Below are 18,746 nucleotides of genomic sequence, written 5' to 3' on the forward strand. Positions count from 1 at the left end.
GCTTGCTGCTGTCATGAGGCATTCGAGGCCGACCCGCAGACGGATGGGTACAAGATCGGAATTCTTTGCTGCCGACAACGACGAGCGCCGGGTCCGGGCACGCTCGACCCCGCCCTCGGTCGGCGAAGTGAGCGGGGCTACTTCCCGCCAACGAGGTTCGCCGGGGATTCCCGCCGGGTGCCGAACAGCGCGTACGCGAGCACACCGACGCCCACGCTGACGGTCATCACCGCCAGGTACCGGGCGAGGAGGTACTGCGCCGAAGGTCCGTAGCGGCCACCCGCCACGAGCCCGACGGCGACTGAGGCAAGGACCGCCACGCCGACGACGACCGCCCAGCGGGTCCGCCGCCCCCGGATCAGCGCCACGAGCGTGAGAGCCGCGGTGACCATCAACGCCAGCCAACCGGCGCACCACAGTGCGGTCGCCCAGTTGTGGCCGGCCTGAGCGTACGTCGATGCCACGTTCCCCAGACCGACGACGGCGCTCGGCCGGTAGGAAGCGCTGTGCTGAGGCCGGATGAGGCCGAACGTGCTTGAGCTGCCATCGGAAACCGGATCGAGTATCGCTGCCCCGGTCAGCGACACGGCGAGGGCGGCGACGACCGTCAACAGCAGGCCGGGATGGCGCACCCCGCGCCACGCCCGCGGCCGGGGCGACCGCGCCGGGCCGACCAGCGCGAACCAGAGCACCGGCGGCACGCTGACCGCCAGCCGGAGCAGGAATCCACTGGGACCTTCGGCGCTGGCGTTGCCGTCGAACCACAGGACACCGCTGCGCACCACACCGTGGTCGTAGACGGTGTCGCTGAACAGCGTGAGGAGTGCCCGGCCCAGCGTGAGAGCCAGGACCGCGGCCATCCCGGCCGCCCAGCGCCACTCCTGCGCCCGCACAGCCGTGACCAGTGCGATCGCCGCGACGACCGGGACGACGGCGAGCACGTTGATGCCGGTGAAGTTACGGGCGTCCTGGCCGACGATCACCATCTCGACGGCTTGGATGACAGCGATCAGTCCGACGGCCACCAGCACGGCGAACAACGTCGGATGCGCCACCGCCGCGGGCCACCGCGAGGCCGTCGGAGACGCCTCCCCCGGCCGCTCATCTCGCACGCGCGGTGCGGCTGCGGCTGGCTTCGGCGTGGGCTCTCTCCTGGGCGTCGGTGCCGACGCCGGGGTGGATGCCGGTTCTGAGATGGCCGTCGGCGCCGCTGCCGGAGTGCGCGCCCGAGCCGGCCGTTGACTCGGTACCGGGTCAAGACCCGGCGCGGGAACCGGGGCGGGCGGCGGGACCGGACTGGCGGTGCCACCCAGTGCGGTCGTCGCGGCCACCCGCACGCGCGCGCTGTCGTCCTCGTCGCGCAGACGACGCAGTTCGGTCGAGGCCCGCTCGGCGAGATTCGCGTTCGGTCCGCCGCGAAGCCGACGCAGCGCGGTGACGGCCTCCAGTCGCAGGGCTACCCGCTCACTGGCCAGGTCGGCGAGCACCGCCTCGGGCAGAGCCGCGGGCCGGACGCTGCGGGCGACGGTCAGGCTGCCCTCGACGCCGAACGTCCACTTCATCGGCGTCTGACCCGGGGTCCGCTCACGGACCTGCCGGTAGGTGTAGTCGTAGAGCTCGTCGACCGAGATCTCGCCGTCGCCGCCAAGGTCCGCCTCGCCGGTCGCCAGCCCGTTGACCAGCGCCGTGGTGAAGACCGACGTGCCAGCCTCGGCGCGGGTCAGGTCGCCGCCCTCGAACGCGTACTCGGTCGCACTGGACGCGGTGAGCACGATCCGGCCGGTGCCGGTGTGGAATTCGTCGCCGATGTGGACGCTCCGGTCGGCGCGAGCGGCCACGCCCCGGTTGAAGGCGCCGCTGTAGCAGCAGTCCAATACCAGGATCACGCGCCTGGACTGGGTCTGCGCCAACTGATCGTTGACGAACGCGGCGGCAACCCCGGTGGCGCCCAGCGACGTCAGGTCGGTGTCGCGGGCGGCGAGGTAGAGCCGGCCGTGCGGATCCTTGACGCCGTGGCAGGAGAAGTGCAGCAGCAGCAGGTCGTCGCGGTCGCGGTCGGCGAAGAAACCCGCGACCCGCCGCCGAACGGTGCGCTCGTCGGCGTCCATCAGCAGCTCGACGTCGAAGCCGCCGATCGCCGGGTCGCCGAGCACCCGGGCGAGCGCGTCCGCGTCGTGGGTCGGGGCGCGCAGGGCGGCGAGGGCCGGATCGTCGTACCGGGCGTTCGCGACCACGAGTGCCCGCCGTAGCCCGGTCATGGGCCGGCCGGGTTGAGCCAGGAGCGCTGCCCACGATCGGCGCGACGTCGCTGTCCGCGGCGACCTCCACGTCGACCCCGGCTACGGTCAGCCGCACTCGTCGGCGGCGGCCGGCGACGCGGGCGAGGCAGCCACGGATTGCCTCCACCACCTTGGTCAGGGCCTCCACGGTCTGCACGGCGGCGACGATGAACGCGATTGCGCCGAGCAGCTCGATTCCGCGGGTGCCGTCGGGCGCGGCACCTGTCGTCGTCTGGTCGATCCGAGTGGCACCCGCCTCGGCCAGCGCGAAGCGCAGCATCTCGGCCAACTCGTCGACGCCGTCTGCGCTCGCGCCGTCCTCGGCGGACACGACCAGAGAGAAGTCGGAAACGCGGGAGGCAGTCATGCGGACCTCGCCTGGAGACGGTGGGGGCGCGTGGAGACAACGCGAAGCGGCGCCCGACAGAGCGTAGTTCTCACCCGGTGAACGGCGTACCGCTGCTGCTGAATTCCGACAGGGTCGGGACGACGGATCAGAAGCTATTTTCCGCGGTGGCGGCGCGCAGCTCCTTGAGCACGTAGGTGGCGGCCTTCTCGACGACGCGGATGCCCTCTTTCTGACTCACGTGATGGTCGGAGAGCACGGCGATCAGCCAGTCATGACGGGCCTCGACGATCCGCCCGATGCTGTTGACCAGCCAGCGACCCCCGTCAGCATCAACGGTGTCCCAGCCGTTCTTGACGTACTCGGAACCACTGCCCGGCTCCCGCGCGGCGGTGACTCCCCATCGCTGCTCGGGGATCACCTTCTTCATCAGGCCCATGACGAAGGTACGGTCCTGGGGGGTCAGCGGTCCCGTCGGCGACGTCAGCGCGGTCAGCAGACGGAGCTGGTCGGCGACAGTGGTCGTGGTGAGTCCCCAGTGCGAGTTGGGCTTGGTCTCGCGCAGACCGAGCACGCGGTTGGCGGCGTTGAGCCCACGCGAGCCCTCGATCCGCTGCCACAGGGCCACCGCCGCGTCGTTGTCACTGGACACGATCATGGCTTCGGCCATCCGCCGGGTGTCAGAACCCAGGGCCTTGCCCGGCGGGTTCTGGCGCAACAAGAGAGCCGCGAGAATGTTGACCTTGACGATGCTGGCGGTCTCGAACCGTTTGGCGCCGACCGTCACCGAAGCCGCCCCTTCTCGATCCAGTGCCGCGACCTCCAGGTGGCCGTCGTACCGCTGCACGTAGGCCCTGATGCGCGTGCTCGCCTGGTCGATCCGGTCGATTGCCGGCGTCGTGGGGATCGGACTGGCAGGGGAAGAACCGTGCAATGGTCCGGTCCCGTCGCCGTCGCGACCGCGCGTGGCGCCGAAGGCGGCCGTCGCGACGCCGGCCAGCGACATGGTGGCCGCGGAGATGACCCAGCGGCGCGGCAGCTGCCTACCCCGCTCAGCCAAGGCGGGCCGCCGCCCTCGCCGCGATCTGATGCACCACGACCTGGCTGCCCGGATCGGGCAGGCGGACCGTCGAGACCGTCTCGCCTCGTCTCAGCATCACGAAGTACGTGACGGTGTTCGGGGTGTCCGCACGCGCGATGCGACCTCGAACGAGCATGCCGGCGCCCTCCAGATAGTGCGGATCGACGACGTCGAACGAGACCTGCGATCCGAGGACCGGGTAGCTCGCGCACCGCAGGAGGACCCGACGGACGTCCTCGACGTTCCGCTCGGCCCACCCAGGTTCGTACGTCTCCACGACGTGGTGCGCCGGCGACGAGCCGTCAGACAGCCGGTAGTAGCGCTCCACGGCAGCGCGCCGATGCGACTTGGCCGGGTAGTCGCTGCTCTTGTAGTGGGGGCAGCTGTCCTGCTCCCACGGCCAGGACGCCAGACCGGTTCGCGCGTCGTCCTCATGCCAGTCCGCTCCCAGATCGCCCGCCCCCAGCAGCGGGCTCGGGTCACCCCGTTCCGCGTTTGTGGTGTGCACCTCGTCGGGGCCGACACCGGACGCCCCCCGATGGCACCCTGCGGCCAGCACCATCAACGCCGACATGACCGCCGGCACGACGGCGAGCGAACCTCGGCCTCTGCCACGAATCCGGCCCCGGCTCGTCCTGCTGCTCGATACGGACACCGACAACCTCCCCAAACGCAGATCCTTGCCATCGCAGGTGGCGCTGCAGCCGACGACGCGTGGTGGCACGTTCGTCGCCGCAGCACCGGCGCGGCGGTTGCCGGCCGGCGGTCCGACACCACCGGGATCCGCCGCACCCCGGCGGCAGACGGCACCCGTCAATGGCGTTCCTCGGCGAACAGCTCGGAACGGGTCTCGCCGAGCAACTCGCGCAGGCGATTGAGAGAGCGCATGCTCTGGCTCTTGACGACCGCGGTGGAGACGCCCACAACCTCGGCGGTTGTCTCCACGCTCAGGTCGTCCCAGTAACGCAGGACGATGATCGCCCGGTCCCGCAAGGGCAGGGTCGCGACCGCGTCCAGCAACGTCATGCGCAGCTCGGCCGGATGTTCCTCGCTGCGCTCCGGCGGCGCCGACATCGCCAACTCGCGGCTGGAGCGACGCCGCTGCTGATCGATCATGCAGCGCAGCAGCACCTTGCGGGCGTACGCGTGGGGGTCGTCGGCCCGGCGGACCCGCCTCCAGTTGGCGTACACCTTGGCCAGCGTCGTCTGCGTGAGGTCCTGCGCGAGATGCCAGTCGCGGCACATCAGGAACGCCGCGTCGCGCAGCCGGCCAACTGTCGCCTGCGCGAACTCCACGAAGTCGTCGTCAGCCATTCGACCGGGCCAGCTCTGGGAACCTCTTGGCACCGTTGATGACGAACTCGGCCGGCAGTTTCGTCTCCCAGATCGGGTTGGCGGCGATCCCGGTCGCCTCCTTCACGGAGAGAACGGGCGGTGCCGGCGAGGTTCCCTTGGCGTCCCAGGCCAGACAGGTGGAGATCATGAGATCGACCTGGAGGCCAGCGCGGTGGTGCACGGTGACCATCTGGGTCTGCACGCAGTTGTCGGGTACCTCGGTCAGCTCCACCGTCCCCGGGGCGGGGTCGCCGCCGAGGCGGTCCCGGTAGATGGAGAGCCGCAGCATGCCCGGTCCGTCGCCTCGGTCCAGGTAGAGCTGGACGTACGGCATGCCGGGGCCCGCCCCGCTGCTCTCCAGATTCGCGTAACCGCTGGTACTCCCCTTGGGCAGAAGCCGGGTCAGCAGTTCCAGCGCGCCCTGCGGCGTGGTGGTCAGCAGCTCGCCGTCCGGCCCCGCCCCGATCCCCACGGTGTCGATCACCGTGGTCGAGGGAGTCGGCCGCACTGACCGAGAGGGGTCTCTGTCGGTGCCCTCTTCGAACCGGCCCGGAGCGCCGTCCGAGGGCGCCGCCGGGGACGGCGTGGCGGTGTCTGCCGACCCACCTGGTAAAACCACCTTCGGCCCCTCGCCGGGCTGACCGACGTCATCCGCACCGACGCCGAGCGGCCCGGCGGCCAGGCCGATCACGAGCAGCATGGCCAACGCCGATCCGCCGGCACCGACCTGCGCCAGGCGGCGCTGGCGGCGCAGTCGGCGGCCCTGCATCACCGACTGCTGGACCAGGTCCCCCAACGGCGGGGCAGGGTGTCGGGCCAGATCGTCCCTGAAACGCCCACGGACGTCGCCCATGTCCCTCATCCCTCCTCGGCCGGCCGCCCGCAGTGGCGATCCATCACTGACACGACGGGTTGGCCAGCCGATTTGGTTACCGCTATTCGGCGTGAATTTTCAGCCGCCCCGGTCAGCTGACGCGCTGCTTCAGCACGTGTGCGGCCACCTCCGCAGCGTCACGTTTTCGGGCGACACAGTTGGTCAAGGCACAACCCGCACAGCGTCCTAGGAGGTTAGGTCGAATGCCAGCGCGACGCCGACCAACGCGTCGCCGCGAACGGTCAGATGCTGGCGGGGGCAGCAATGCTGGCGCCACCGCCTGACGCGGAGCCGGCCAGCCATGGTGCGTGGCGACTCGCTGATCCGTAACAAGCCCGAAACTACCGGTTGAAAACTCTGGAAATTTCTGCCAGCCTGAGAGCCATCGACAAGTATGAACGTTAACAAGATCACTTCAGCACTGGAGGCGCTCCCCACGACCGTCAGGCCCACCCACCTGCCAGGTGACCACGTCCACCACCGAAAGAGCCCAGCGCCCGCAACCACTCCCCGACGGGCGACCGGGCCTCCATGTCACCACCCCTTCACCCGCTGGCCAGGCAGCCGGAGCCGACTCGCATCCGGGCGGACGCCTGACGTGGGTCGCGGTCCGCTCGAGCGGACTCACCATCGTGGCCGCCGCCACCCGAACGAGGGCCTCCCAACGGAACAGCGACAGGAATCTCCTACCCGCCACTGGAGGATCAGCATGGTCTCCCGGACCCGTCCCGTCGGACGCACCCGACTGCGAACGCTCACATTTTCCGGAACAGCCGCGATAATTCTGGCCATGGCCGTGTCGCTGCTGCCCAACCTCGCCCAGGCCGCCGAGACGACCCTCGGCGCCGCCGCAGCCCAGTCCGGCCGGTACTTCGGTGCCGCCGTCGCCGCCAACAAACTCTACGACAGCGCCTACACGACGATCCTGAACCGCGAGTTCAACAGCATCACTCCCGAGAACGAAATGAAGATCGACGCGACCGAGCCACAGCAGAACAACTTCACGTTCAGCAACGCGGACCGGATCGTGAACCACGCCATCTCCCGGGGCTGGAAGGTCCGCGGCCACACCCTGGCCTGGCACTCGCAGCAGCCGGGCTGGATGCAGAGCATGGAGGGCACCGCGCTACGTAGCGCGATGCTGAACCACGTCACCCGGGTGGCCACCTACTACCGGGGCAAGATTTACTCGTGGGATGTGGTGAACGAGGCGTTCGAGGACGGCAACAGCGGCGCCCGACGCAACTCGAACCTCCAGCGCACCGGCAACGACTGGATCGAGGCGGCGTTCCGCGCCGCCGACGCGGCGGACCCGAACGCGAAGCTCTGCTACAACGACTACAACACCGACAACTGGACCTGGGCCAAGACGCAAGCCGTGTACACCATGGTGCGCGACTTCAAGTCCCGTGGGGTTCCGATCGACTGCGTCGGTTTCCAGTCGCACTTCAACGCCAACTCGCCGTACAACAGCAACTACCGCACCACCCTGTCCAGCTTCGCCGCTCTCGGGGTGGACGTGCAGGTCACCGAATTGGACATCGAGGGATCCGGCACGACGCAGGCCAACACCTACCGCAGTGTGGTCAACGACTGCCTTGCCGTGGCTCGCTGCAACGGGCTCACGGTGTGGGGGGTGCGGGACTGCGACTCGTGGCGCTCCGGCGGCACTCCGCTGCTCTTCGACTGCAACGGCAACAAGAAGGCCGCCTACACGGCCACCCTTGAGGCGCTGAACAGCGCCGGCCCCACTCCCACGCCCACCACCCCCGGGCCCACCCCCACCGTGCCACCCGGCTCCGCCAGCGAGATCGTCGGTACGCAGTCCGGCCGGTGCGTCGACGTACCCAACGCCGCAACCACAAACGGCACCCGGGTCCAGCTCTACAACTGCAACAAGCAAACCAACCAGGCATGGGCCTACACCTCAAGCAAACAACTCCAGGTGTACGGCACCATGTGCCTCGACGCGGCAGGCACCGCCAACGGCGCAGCAGTACAGATCTACAGCTGCCACAGCCAGACCAACCAACAGTGGAACATCAACTCCAACGGCACCATCAGCAACGTCCAGTCCGGACGATGCCTCGACGCCTGGAGCACAACCAACGGAGCCCAGATCCAGCTCTACGACTGCCACGGACAAACCAACCAGCAGTTCCGGCTCGCCGCCCTCGCACGTTGATCACGGCCGGCTCCGCGAACCGCCTGTTCGAGGGTGTGCAGGTCGACCAGCGGCAGGGCGAGATCCAGCACACCTGAAACGGGCGGACCCGGCGTCGCGCCGGGTCCGCCCGCATCACGTGACCGGAGGGCGGCGACGCCTGACTCACGGATGGCTGGGCGCTCGCAGGTCCTCGGGTCGCCCAAAATTCCCGTGTCGATGTGGTAAGCGGTGGTTAGCGTACGCGGATGAGCACTGTCCCGAGGGGCGGACTGCGGCTGCGATTCTGCGCCGATCCGGGCGAGTTCCTGGCCGCTGCCGGTGACTACCTGAGCGCCGATCCGGTCGTCAGCACGGTCGTGACCACCATCGCGAACCGGCACTTGTCGCAGCGGGCCGAGGGGATCTCGCAGCCCGACCGCAACTGGTGGCTGGTGGTCTGCGACGACTCCGGCGCCGTTGTCGGTGCCGGGATGCGCACGGCGCCGTACGCCCCCTATCCGCCATTCCTGCTGCCCATGCCCGACGAGGCGGCCGTTGCGCTGGCCCGCGCGTTGCACGAGCGCGGGGAGGAGGTCCTCGCGGTCAACGGGGCCCTGCCCGCCGTTGATCTGTGCGCCACCGAGCTGACCCGCCTCGGCGGCGGCCGAGTCCAGGTCAACCAGCACACACGGCTGCACGAGCTCGGCGAGCTGACGTGGCCGCCACCGGCGCCGGGCGGGTTGGTGGTTGCGACCGAGAGCGATGTGGGACTGGTCACGGAGTGGTCCGCCGCGTTCATGGGCGACGCCGACGAACAGGCGGGCCGCCCGCGCGGTGCCAGCGCGCACGAAGCGCCCGACCGCGTGGAGATGCTGCGTCGGCTCCACGCCGGACGGCTGTGGTTCTGGGTCGACGAAACTGGGGAGCCGGTGCACCTCACCGGCGCCAACCCACCGTCGTTCGGGGTGGCCCGCCTGGGCCCGGTGTACACACCGCCGGCCCAGCGCGGACGGGGGTGGGCCAGCAACGCGGTCGCTGAGGTTTCCCGGCGAATCCAGGCCGAGGGCGCGCGGGTCTGCCTGTTCACCGACCAAGCCAACCCGACCTCGAACAAGATCTACGCCGCCCTCGGCTACCGGCCGGTCGTCGACATGGCCAACCTGGTCATCGTCCGCGAGGCGCTGAGCTCGCGGAACCACGTCGACCACGGCGGGCCTGAATGATGAGCGGCTGGTGGGACGGCTCCACCGATGAGGTAGTGGTCTGCTCGCGCAGCGCTCTGGTCGAGCTGGCGGCGGTGCTACCGGCAGCGGGCGGGTTCGTCGTCGCCCGGCTCGACGGAACGAGGATGACGGCTGTCCGGAGCGCTCTCCGCGGATCGGCAGCCGTAGGAGACGGTTGTCCCAACCAGCAACACTGCTCCTGCGAAGAAGTAGGTGTTGATGCCGATGCCGGTCCAGAACTCGCCCGTGGAGATGTCCGCCGCACCCACGAAACCACCGCGACGGATACCGGTGACCATCAGAAGATTCTCGACCATTCCTGGAACACCCCGGATGACGAGCAGCATGCTGCCGGACAACAGTGGCGTCAGGAGTAGCCACCGGGGAAGGTGTCGAGCCGGCGGGCGGACTGTGGCGAGAACGACGGCTGCTCCGATGGCCGACATGGAAATGAGCACCACGTTGAAGATCACATAGGCCCTCATGCCCCACGGTCCATCACCGGTTGGATCATCCCCGGGGAAGAACACCACGATCACGTGGGACACCACAAAGAAGATCAACCAAGCGAAGGCGCCGTACGCCCAGCGACGGCCTCTGAAAGAGGGCATACCAGCATCCTCGCCAAGCCAACACCGTGACGCCTCCCTCCCTGGGTCGATTCCACTCCCCCGGCAGAGCGAGGTGCCGACTGGATGAGGCGTCTCCGATGGGCAGCGGCGTTCTCGGCGGCAGTTGCCGACAGCAAGGGCTGCTACCGGGGTGCCACTCTCGGCATGATCCTCCGTTCACCGGTGGCGGCCATCGAGTGCATCGCGCCGCTGGCGAACGGAATCAGCCGGGCCAGGCCCGACTGTCCGTTGCGCCGGGCCAGGTCGGGCCCGAGGCGAGCCATCAGGAGGGTGAGCGCCGGCAAGGGCCGGACGTAGAGGGTGATGTCGCTGATCAGGCCGTCGGCGCCCAGGCGCAGTCGCTGGGCTTCGTAGAGACGCACCGCGCCGACCTGCGCCTCGCAGAAGAGCGCCACTGTGCGGCCCTCGGCGATCTGGTCGGTGTAGGTGATGTCGTCGATCGCGGCCAGGGCCACTTCGAGCAGGGTGCGTACTTGCTGGCGGCCTTGGAGGGTGAACCGCTCCGTGATCGGCGAGACCAGTGTGACGTCAGGGCTGAGGGCGGCGACCGCACCGGCGGCGTCACGGGCCTCGCCGGCGGTCCGCCAGGCGGCGACGGAGTCATACGACTGATCCACTGGTACTCCCCCATATCTGCTGTGGACATCGCGACGACCCCCGGCTGGCGTACCGGGATCGCCGCCTGACCTCCTGACCAGGGCCACGCCGTCGCGGCATCCGAGTGCGGGCTTGTCGGGCCGCCTGGGATGGGAGACTCGCCTGGTGAGCTCGAGTGTTCCCCGTACAGTCAAGGCTGTCGACACGTCGGAGTTGATCCGGCTCGACGCGCAGGCGATCGAGTGCCGTCTGAACCGCAATCACGGTGCCGGCTGGCTGGCGCAGTTCGCCGACCCCGAAGCGGTGCACTACCTGTGGCCGGTGCTGGTGCACCAGGCCAGGCACCGGCCTGAGTTCTCGCCGCACTGGCGGTGCATGCTGTTGTTGGCTGTGCGCGACGGTCAGCAGGTCGCATCCCTGCTGGATGTCCTGCCCGCCTCGTTCGAGGACCTGCCTGAGACGGTGGACGCGGCCACGAAGACCGAGGTCACCCGCCGGCTCGAGTATGGGAGCCTGCTGACGCAGGCGCAGTGGGCCGACCTCAACGCCTGCCACGAACCGGCGGACATCGATGCGGCCTTCGACCGCGGGGAACAGCACGTCGAGACCGCACTGATCGCTCTGGTCTACAACAACCCCGATACCGACGCGGTCCTGCCCAGGGTCGCCCGCGGCTTACGCTCGCCCAATCCGGAGACCCGCCGGCAGAGCCTGCTCGCGTTGATGCACACCGCCCGACTCCACAGCCGGGTGGACACCATCACCCTGGAGTTGCTCCACGGGCTGCTGCGCGACCGCACCCCGATCAGCGCCGGGAGCCGGTACGAGGTGTGGGGCACTGCGACCCAGACGGTCGGCGACCTCCAGGTGTTCCTCCCGTCCGAACAGCTGCCCGCCTGGGTTAACGCCTTCACCGACTACTGACGGCCCGGGCCCGCCGCTCGTGCAGCCAGACCAGCACCACCATGGCGATGTTGACGGCGCCGAGGATCAGCAGGGACGCGTCACCGGAGTCGGTGGACCGGTCGATCGCGAAGGCCTCGCCGTCGGCCATCACCGTGTTGACGGTCGTGAACAGGACGTTGTTGGCGACGTGGAAGGCGACCGGGGCCTCGATGCCGCGGCTGATGATGGCCATCAGGCCAGTGCTGATGCCGATCACGGTGTAGTAACCGAACAGCCAGGGGTCAGCCGAACCGTGGACCACGGCGAAGCCCAGGCCGGAGACGACGAGCCCGACGACCAGGGCCGGGCGGACCGCACGCACCCAGGACGCGGCGGCGGGCAGCGCGGCAGTTCGAAACATCAGCTCCTCGCCGACGGCCTGCACCGGGGTGCTCAGCACGATGATCACCAGCATGCCGACCGTCGTGCCGGTGACACCGAAGGCGGTCCAGCCCGGGGCATCGGGCGCGACCAGCGCCACGACACCGATCCCGGCACCCACCAGCAGCGCCGCGCCGATCAGGTAGAACGTCAGGCGGCGTGCGTCGAAGGCTCGGGGTGAGCTGATCAGGCTGCGCCACGGCACCTTGGCGATCCACACCAGGAGCAGGATCGCCAGGGCGCCCGCCGCGCCGATGCTGAGGTTGACGGCCAGGAACTTCAACGGCGTGAAGGTCGCTGACATCGGGTCGTCGCTGCCCTCGATGACGCCCACGATCTGGTAGAGCAGAACCTGTAGCACCAGCATCGCCAGCGGCGGCACGAGGATGATCACGAGCGGCTTCCACCAGCTCATCCGGAGGTGGGCGCCGAACGGCCGGGAGTTGTCGACGGCCGGCCGGGAATGCTCCGGCGTCAGGAGGCGCGAGCTTCCTGCGTTCATCGGGGTGCTTCCTTCCGAAGGGGGTGGGCATCCCCATTGCAGCGCTCGCCGCGCCTCGCCGGCAGTGCCGCCGCGTCACCACGTCACCGTGACATTTCGCCGTACGCGTCCCGACCACCGTCACAAGGTGGGGATCGCCGGGCAACTGGGGTGCCGACGCTGCGGCGGCAGCCGTGACCCGCACCGTGACGGCCACCGTCGTCAACAGCGCCATCGCGGCCATCACCGTGCTTCCTCGAAGCTAGGGCCACCCACGGCTACGGCCACTGGACGCTCAACGGCAGCAGTGCGTTCGTGTGAGCCGGACTACACAAACTTGCCCCTGACATCGGTGTCAGCAATTAGCGTCGCCGGTCGACAACGAGCGAGGGAGTACGACGATGAGCAGTGCGTTTGGGTATCGCACCTTCGGTGGCCCGGAGGTCCAATTCTACTTCGACCGGCCCGATCCTCGACCCGGCGATGGGGAGATCCTGATCCAGGTTCGGGCCGCCGGGGTGGCCCGCCTCGACCACATGCTCCGGTCCGGACTCGTCCGGGCGCTCAACGGGCATCTGCCCTTTCCGCAGGTGATGGGGATGGAGGCCGCCGGTGACGTGCTCGCGGTCGGTGCCGGCGTCACTGGCGTCGCGGTGGGCGACGCGGTGTTCGGGTTCGCGCTCAGCGGCGCCGGCACGTACGCCGAGACGACGGTCCTGCCCGCGGCGAACGCGGCGCGTAAGCCGGAGACCCTGCCCTACGAGTGGGCGGCGACGATTCCGGTCTCCGGCACCACAGCCCTCGACGGGCTCGACCGGCTCGACCTGCCCGCGGGCTCGACGCTGCTGATCAACGGCGTCGGGGGCAGCACCGGGCAGGTCACCGCGCAGCTGGCCCAAACGCGGGGCCTGAGGGTCATCGGAACAGGCAGCGACAGCAAGCGCGCCGCAGCGGAGTCGCTCGGCGTCGCCTTCGCCAGCTACACCGCCGGTGACCTCCGCGGACAGGTACGCGATCTCGCCCCGTCCGGTGTCGACGGCCTGATCGACCTCGTCGGTGGCGACTCGCTGCGGTCGGTGGCCGCGCTGGTGACGGATGCCCGGCAGTTGCTGTCGGCCGCCGACGCCACAGTGAGTGAGCTGGGCGGCGAGTACCTGCCCCGCCGCCTCGACCGGGCGTCACTCGAGACGGTTGCCGCGCTGATGGTGGACGGTACCGTCGATCCGCAGATCACGCGCACGTTCAGCTTCGACCAGAGCGCGGAGGCGCTGGCGGCCGTGGAGACCGGCCACACCGCCGGCAAACTGGTGCTCACTGTCGCCGTCTGAAGACCCGGCGACGCCGCTGCCAGGATGCGGGAGCACGCCGCGCCCTGGCAGCGGCCTCCACACGACCGATGGACGCGTGCGGGTCGGTGACAGCTTTGACGCTCACAGCCTGGCGTTGGCCGGGTGCGGTCGTTCGGGCGGTTTCCCCGTGGCTCGGACGGCGTCGGATGCGGCGATGCCGGCGAGGACGATCACGGCGATGACGGCCACGGCCAGCGGCGGCAGAAGGATCATGAACGGCGAGGCGCCCGCAAGCGCCACGGCGCCGACGATCCGAGAGCGGGACACCCGGGCGAATACGGCATGTTCCACCAAGGCCCGCCCGATCAGGAAGAGCATCGGTCCGCCGAGGACGACGAGGATCCACGCCGCGTTGGTGTGCCCGAACGGATGTTCGATCACGATCTCGTATCCGACGGCAACGGCGACGATCCCGGCCACCATGAGTACGTGCGCGAGGAAAGCCTCCCGGATGAGGTGCGCGGGCTTAGCGGCGGCTCTGATGGCTTCGGGCAACAGCTGGCCCGCCCTGAAGACGTAGACGCGAAACAGCAGCACAGTGGTGATGAATGAGACCGCGAAGGCTGCTGCGGCTCCGCCCTGGCGAAACGTCGTGTCGCTGTAGGCCGAGCCGGTCGTCAAAATCAGTTCACCCAGAGCGATGATGAAGAATTGTCGGTAGCGCTCAGACAGGTATTCGGCCAGGACGGGCCACTGCCGTTGAGTGGGGCGGGACCACGGCGCGGGATAGAACAGCAGCAGTGCCGCGCCGTCGATGGCGATCGCGAGCGTCCACAACAGGCTGCGGGCCAGGTCCGTCACGATCGCGCCGGCGATCCACGGCACTGCCGACAACGTGAACCAGAAGAGCACCCCCGCGGCTCGGCGCTGAGCTTCGTGGCCGCGCAGTATCGGCACGACGATCAGGCCACGGATGATGTGAACGGCGACGTACGCGCCAGCGAAGGCCAGACTCCTGTCCCCGAACGCGTGCGGCACCGCGACTGCCATCACCATCGCGCCGAGCATGGCCGTGTAGACCAGCACCTGAAGCTCCGGCCGCTGCGGATCGTAGAGGTCGGTGACCCACGCCGTGACGAACCACAGCACCATGAAGGCCAGCAGCAACAGGAGCGTCTCGCCGACGTCGATGAGGACGACACGCTGCTCGGTCAGCTCCTCGACCAGCCGCTGTGAGACCCGATTGAGGGCAAAGATGAAGACCAGGTCGAAGAAGAGTTCCAAAAGGCTCGGTCGCTGCGGTTGCCCGGGTTTTCGAAGCAGCGCTGCTGCCCTTGTCGACATGGGCCGCCCATTCCTGCCGGCTTCGCCTATCCGGGTATTGGTACCACGCCGGGCGGCTCGTCGAGTCGATACCCGAAGAATGCCGCACGGGGTTGTAACCCCCTTCGTGGGGTACGCCCGTTTGCGCCACGCGGCGCCGTCGGATCAGCCGAGTGGGTCGGTGTGAGCCGCGTACACGCCGGGGGGCCGGTAGCGGATGGATCAGCGAGACGCGGGCGGACGCCTTGGGCCTGACGGCTTCGTGGAACTGCGGGTGCACGGGGTGTCCGCCACCGGCCCGGATGACCTCCTGGATCGACCGCACGTGCAGCAGGTGGCGGGTGACCACAGGGGCGGCTTCTACCGACCCCGGCCGGGAAACCACCTGCCCGCTGGCAACGCGGCGCGAACGCTGGCGATGGTGATCCTGCTGCCCTTCATGCTGATCAACCTCGCCATCTGGATGCGTCCGGCCGGAACCCGATCGGACCCGGTCATCAAGCTCGGGGGGCGTCGACGGGCGCGTCTTTCCGCCGCAACGACCCGACGAGGCACCCGCCGCATCCGACCGGGAGGCGACGGTGGACCGACGGCTCCGCGACCCGTCCGACGTCACAGCTCCGGCCGGCGACATCTTTCCGCCCACGATCAGAGGGCATCGGCCCTGTGAATCCGATGAGGCGTCCGACGAGGCGGTGCGTAACCTCGCCGACCACCTCCGCTGAGCTGCGGTCGCAGACTCGAGGCGCCCCCCACGTGCGCCGTGCACTGGGCAGAAATTCGGCCACGAGTAGCGGACAGCCGACACCGCAGCACGCGGTAGCCGACTGTGACCATGGGATCACTACGCGCACACTCCTCTGCGACATGTTCCCGTCGACTGGAGGACAGATGCGTCTCCGATCGTTCGTCACCGCAACACTGGCCGCCGTCCTGGCCGCCGGCGCGCTCGCGCCGCCCACGCCGGCCGCGGCGGCCACCGCCGATCGCTGGGGCTTCGCGTACGTCAAGGACCCCACCGTGTCGGTCTGGACCGTGCTGGACACCAGCCGGCAGTGGGGTAGCTGGAAGACCGCGTTCCCCGCCGCCTGGGCCGACGGCATCAAGCTCGCACCCGGCCGGTTCCAGGTCCGCTTCCCGCAGATAGGTGCCAGCTCACGGGGTGTGCCGCACGTGACACCGGTGAACCGGACCGGTCACTACTGCGAGGTGGTCCGCTGGTTCCAGTCCGGCGCCGACGAGATCGTCGACGTGCAGTGCCACAAGCCGGGCGGCACGCGCGATGACACCCCGTTCACGGTGCTCTGGACGACCAGCACGGGCGTGCTACCGGCCGGCACCTCCCACGCGTACGTGCAGTGGAGCAGCGGCCTGGTGGCGCAGTCGTACAACTCCACGGGTGCGGTGAACACAGTCGGGCCGCTGGGCGTCGGGCAGTACCTGGTACGGCTGCCCGGGGTGGGACTGGCCGGGGTCCTCGCCGGCAACGTGCAGGTCACCGCCGTGCAGCCGAACGCCGGTCCGCGTCGCTGCAAGGTCTCCACGTGGAGCGCGGTCGGCAGCGGCGTGCAGGTGTACGTCTTCTGCTACGACCAGGCCGGCGCGTTCATCAACACCGACTTCGTCCTCTCGTACCACCGCCGGCGGCCGGTGATCGGCTCGCTCGGACCGCCGTCGTACTTCGGCTACCTGGGCACCGCCGTCGGCGGGCCGACCAACGACAACTCGGTGCTCGGTGTGGGTGCGAACACCGTGGCGCCGCTGGCACCCGCTGGCCGCTACCTGGCGACCTTCCCGCAGGTCGGCATCAAGGAGACACACGCCCAGGTGGTGGCGCAGGGCACCGGCAGCAACTACTGCCACCTCACCCAACCCTGGACGTACACCACCAACGCCGACGTTGACGTCATCTGCTTCGACAACACCGGCACAGTCACCCCGCACCGTTTCCTGGCCACCTTCACCTCCCGACTCTGACGCCCGCCGCGCCGCGCCGGCGGTCTCCACCGCCGCCGGCCCGGTAAACGCCCCTGACGTCATCGCAGGGTCGACGTCGGACTCCTCCGCCTTCCCGTGCGCGGGCCGACTCGTGAAACGGTCAGCCTTGGCGCCACTTCTGGTTGGCGGTGCCGGCGCAGTCCCAGATGATCAGACGCGCGCCGTCGTTGCCGTTCCAGCCGTCGATGTCGACGCACTTGTTGGCCTGCGGATTTACCAGGTCGCCGGCCGCCGACAGGACGAACTGCTGAGCACCGGTGCCGTTGCAGGACCAGAGCTGAACGACCGCCCCGTTGGCGGTGGACCCGCCGGAGACGTCCATGCACGTGTTGTTCTGCGACCGCAGGGCCCCGCCACTGAACGTCCAGGCCTGGGCGGCAGTGCCGTTGCATACCCAGGTCTGCAGCGGTACTCCTTCGGAGAAGTTGGACGACGGCACGTCTATGCACTTGTTGTTCCAGTTACTGATCAAGCGGGTGTTCCCGCCACCGCCGGTGGTGATCAGACTGAGTCCATACGTGCTGAGGATCTCGTTGACCGGCTGGAACCACATCGTGGCACCGGAACTGCAGTTACCGGACCCGCCCGAGGTCACACCCTGCGCCTGGTTCCCCGAGATCCACGAGCCGCCGGAGTCTCCGGGCTCGGCGCAGGCGTTGCTGCGACTCAGGCCGGAGACGGCGCCCTGGGCATAGTTGATCGTCTCGTTGCGGCCCAGAATCGTGCCGCAGCGCCAACCGGTCGTACGGCCGGACCGGCACACCGAGCTGCCGATCGCGGCGTCCTGCGAACCCGCCACTGTCACGTTGCCGCCGGAGTAGTTGTTGACCCACGGCTGGGGCGTCCAGGAACTGTTGGTACGGATCCACGAGTAGTCGTTGCCGGGAAAGGACGAGCCGGCGAAGCTGCCCTGTGCGACGTTGTTGTAGCCGAGGGTGGGGCTGCCGACGCCGCCACAGTGTCCGGCGCTGACGAAGCCGCCGGCGACCGCGAAGCCGACCGAGCAGAGCGTGTTGCCGTTGATGACGTACTGGTCGCCACCGCGGACGTCGTACAGGGGCCGGGGTGCTTCGGGGGCCTCGACGACGGCGATGGCGTCGACGGCGACGTCGCTCTCCCGGGCGAACACTCTGGCGGCCGGCTCGCCGCCGGGCTGCACCCGCACGACGACGCGGTTGGCCTGGACGTCGATGTACCAGCCGTGGACGCTCCTGCCGGCCTTGGCGCCGTGTCGGTCGAGCGCCGCCAGCGTGGCGTTGAGCTGCTTCTCGCTGCGGGAGACGACGCTGACGTCAGCGCCCTGTGCGCGTACCACGGTCATGGCGGAGGTGTCGGTGACCGCGACGGTCAGGCGATCGCCGCCCGCCGGGATCCAGGCGCCGGCGAACGACGAGCCGAGCCTCTCGCGCAGCCGCCGCTCGACAGCCGGCGCGACGGCCTCAACCCGTACCCGCTTGACGATCTGGGCGTCGGTGAGGTGCAGATCGCGCCGCATGGCGGCGACCATCGCGGGATCCATGTCCAGGGTGGGCGAAGCGGTCGGCGCGTCCGGAGCCGGGCCCCGGTCGGCGAAGCCCACGGTCGGCGTGAGTCCGAGCGTGGCGAGCACCACGGCGGCGATGCCGAACATCCTCGGTAGACGGTTCATGGCGATTCCTTCCAGCTCCCGGCCGCACATCAACTGCGGACCGGCGGTGGCGGAGGAGGTGTGGGACGACGCAGAGAGCGCTCTCTCGCATGAAGAGTGTGACCGAGGCATAAATTGATGTCAATGCAATGCCGGTGTCGGTGACGTTCGGGGACCGGCAGACCGCGG

The 18,746-nt window shown here is 69.2% G+C and carries 15 protein-coding genes; 5 read left to right on the forward strand and 10 right to left on the reverse strand.

All coding sequences use genetic code 11. The features are described 5' to 3' along the window. Positions 1 to 137 precede the first annotated feature (137 nt). The 5 genes from ABZS40_RS28955 to ABZS40_RS28975 all read right to left on the reverse strand — a co-directional run bounded on the left by ABZS40_RS28955 (position 138) and on the right by ABZS40_RS28975 (position 5,894). Positions 138 to 2,258: a caspase family protein gene (locus ABZS40_RS28955; RefSeq protein ID WP_354946661.1), complete on the reverse strand. Its 2,121-nt coding sequence runs from the start codon at positions 2,256 to 2,258 to the stop codon at positions 138 to 140. A gap of 515 nt (positions 2,259 to 2,773) precedes the next feature. After that, complete coding sequence (locus tag ABZS40_RS28960; RefSeq protein ID WP_354946663.1) at positions 2,774 to 3,631, reverse strand: serine hydrolase; 858 nt, start codon at positions 3,629 to 3,631, stop codon at positions 2,774 to 2,776. Between the two features lie 46 nt (positions 3,632 to 3,677). Further along, a complete protein-coding gene (locus ABZS40_RS28965; protein WP_354946665.1) occupies positions 3,678 to 4,292 on the reverse strand; it encodes a hypothetical protein in 615 nt (204 codons plus the stop codon). Between the two features lie 227 nt (positions 4,293 to 4,519). Further along, complete coding sequence (locus ABZS40_RS28970) at positions 4,520 to 5,020, reverse strand: SigE family RNA polymerase sigma factor (protein ID WP_354946667.1); 501 nt, start codon at positions 5,018 to 5,020, stop codon at positions 4,520 to 4,522. Further along, a complete protein-coding gene (locus tag ABZS40_RS28975; RefSeq protein WP_354946669.1) occupies positions 5,013 to 5,894 on the reverse strand; it encodes a hypothetical protein in 882 nt (293 codons plus the stop codon). Before ABZS40_RS28975 ends, ABZS40_RS28970 begins: the two co-directional genes overlap by 8 nt. A gap of 811 nt (positions 5,895 to 6,705) precedes the next feature. Here ABZS40_RS28975 and ABZS40_RS28980 point away from each other — a divergent pair. After that, entirely contained in the window at positions 6,706 to 8,100 is a 1,395-nt protein-coding gene (locus tag ABZS40_RS28980; protein WP_354946671.1) for an endo-1,4-beta-xylanase, read from the forward strand. Between the two features lie 227 nt (positions 8,101 to 8,327). Then, positions 8,328 to 9,284 (forward strand): GNAT family N-acetyltransferase, encoded by a 957-nt coding sequence (locus tag ABZS40_RS28985; RefSeq protein ID WP_354946673.1) that lies wholly within the window; start codon positions 8,328 to 8,330, stop codon positions 9,282 to 9,284. 77 nt (positions 9,285 to 9,361) lie between these two features. On the opposite strand, the gene ABZS40_RS28990 is transcribed toward ABZS40_RS28985, so the two are convergent. After that, positions 9,362 to 9,823 (reverse strand): hypothetical protein, encoded by a 462-nt coding sequence (locus ABZS40_RS28990; RefSeq protein ID WP_354946675.1) that lies wholly within the window; start codon positions 9,821 to 9,823, stop codon positions 9,362 to 9,364. Between the two features lie 215 nt (positions 9,824 to 10,038). Further along, positions 10,039 to 10,533, reverse strand: a complete 495-nt coding sequence (locus ABZS40_RS28995; protein WP_354946677.1) for a nuclear transport factor 2 family protein — start codon at positions 10,531 to 10,533, stop codon at positions 10,039 to 10,041. A 145-nt stretch (positions 10,534 to 10,678) separates the two neighbouring features. Between ABZS40_RS28995 and ABZS40_RS29000 the strand changes: the two genes are divergently transcribed. Continuing rightward, positions 10,679 to 11,437 (forward strand): hypothetical protein, encoded by a 759-nt coding sequence (locus ABZS40_RS29000; protein ID WP_354946679.1) that lies wholly within the window; start codon positions 10,679 to 10,681, stop codon positions 11,435 to 11,437. On the opposite strand, the gene ABZS40_RS29005 is transcribed toward ABZS40_RS29000, so the two are convergent. Continuing rightward, complete coding sequence (locus ABZS40_RS29005) at positions 11,424 to 12,341, reverse strand: CPBP family intramembrane glutamic endopeptidase (protein WP_354946680.1); 918 nt, start codon at positions 12,339 to 12,341, stop codon at positions 11,424 to 11,426. The two genes, ABZS40_RS29000 and ABZS40_RS29005, sit on opposite strands and share 14 nt — an antisense overlap. Positions 12,342 to 12,721: 380 nt before the next feature. On the opposite strand from ABZS40_RS29005, the gene ABZS40_RS29010 reads away from it, so the two are divergent. Continuing rightward, positions 12,722 to 13,648 carry an NADP-dependent oxidoreductase gene (locus tag ABZS40_RS29010; protein ID WP_354946682.1) on the forward strand — a complete coding sequence of 309 codons (927 nt, stop codon included), beginning with the start codon at positions 12,722 to 12,724 and terminating at the stop codon, positions 13,646 to 13,648. 102 nt (positions 13,649 to 13,750) lie between these two features. Here the strand turns inward: ABZS40_RS29010 and ABZS40_RS29015 are convergent, their stop codons facing one another. Then, positions 13,751 to 14,893, reverse strand: a complete 1,143-nt coding sequence (locus tag ABZS40_RS29015; RefSeq protein ID WP_354946684.1) for a low temperature requirement protein A — start codon at positions 14,891 to 14,893, stop codon at positions 13,751 to 13,753. Between the two features lie 930 nt (positions 14,894 to 15,823). Between ABZS40_RS29015 and ABZS40_RS29020 the strand changes: the two genes are divergently transcribed. Further along, positions 15,824 to 16,909 (forward strand): hypothetical protein, encoded by a 1,086-nt coding sequence (locus ABZS40_RS29020; RefSeq protein ID WP_354946686.1) that lies wholly within the window; start codon positions 15,824 to 15,826, stop codon positions 16,907 to 16,909. A 121-nt stretch (positions 16,910 to 17,030) separates the two neighbouring features. On the opposite strand, the gene ABZS40_RS29025 is transcribed toward ABZS40_RS29020, so the two are convergent. Continuing rightward, the gene (locus ABZS40_RS29025) at positions 17,031 to 18,578 is read right to left on the reverse strand and encodes a ricin-type beta-trefoil lectin domain protein (protein ID WP_354946688.1); all 1,548 of its coding nucleotides are present in this window, start codon (positions 18,576 to 18,578) and stop codon (positions 17,031 to 17,033) included. Positions 18,579 to 18,746: the final 168 nt, after the last annotated feature.

Source organism: Micromonospora sp. NPDC005324 (genome assembly GCF_040607155.1).
GTDB classification, from domain to species: domain Bacteria; phylum Actinomycetota; class Actinomycetes; order Mycobacteriales; family Micromonosporaceae; genus Micromonospora; species Micromonospora trifolii.